This window comes from Paenibacillus sp. PL91, assembly GCF_012935325.2.
Lineage (GTDB): Bacteria > Bacillota > Bacilli > Paenibacillales > Paenibacillaceae > Pristimantibacillus.
In genome coordinates, this window is record NZ_JABBYG020000087.1 from 1 (window position 1) to 416 (window position 416).

Consider the following 416-nt stretch of genomic DNA (forward strand, 5'->3'; position numbering starts at 1 on the left):
AGCAGATGACACTCGTCGATCAGTCCCGCGCTCATCGCCTGCCCAGCAAGCTCGGGGCCGCCAATCGTAATGTCGGCCCCTGAAGACTCCTTCAGCCTCCGGATCGCATCAGGATCGAATTCGTGCTCGATCCTAGTCCTGGCGCTTGAAACCGCCTGAAGCGTCCGGGAATACACGATCTTCTCAGCCGTTCGCCAGATCTGCGCGAATTCCCGCATTACCTCCGGTTGATCGCCGGGCTTGGCGCTTGCCGTCTCCCAGTACACCATCGACTCGTACATTCGACGCCCGTATAGGTAGGTGCCAATCGGCCGCTCGAAGTCAGTCCAGAACGCAAAAACCTCGTCATCGGAGATCGACCACTCTAAATTGCCTTGCTCGTCCTCAGTGTAACCGTCCAAAGATACGTTAATAGC

Annotated in this window: 1 protein-coding gene; it reads right to left on the reverse strand. The window is 57.2% G+C overall.

Features of this window, described 5'->3' with window-relative positions:
- On the reverse strand, window positions 1–416 hold a 416-nt coding region (locus HI950_RS37340; protein WP_191297241.1), incomplete at both ends, for a dihydrofolate reductase family protein.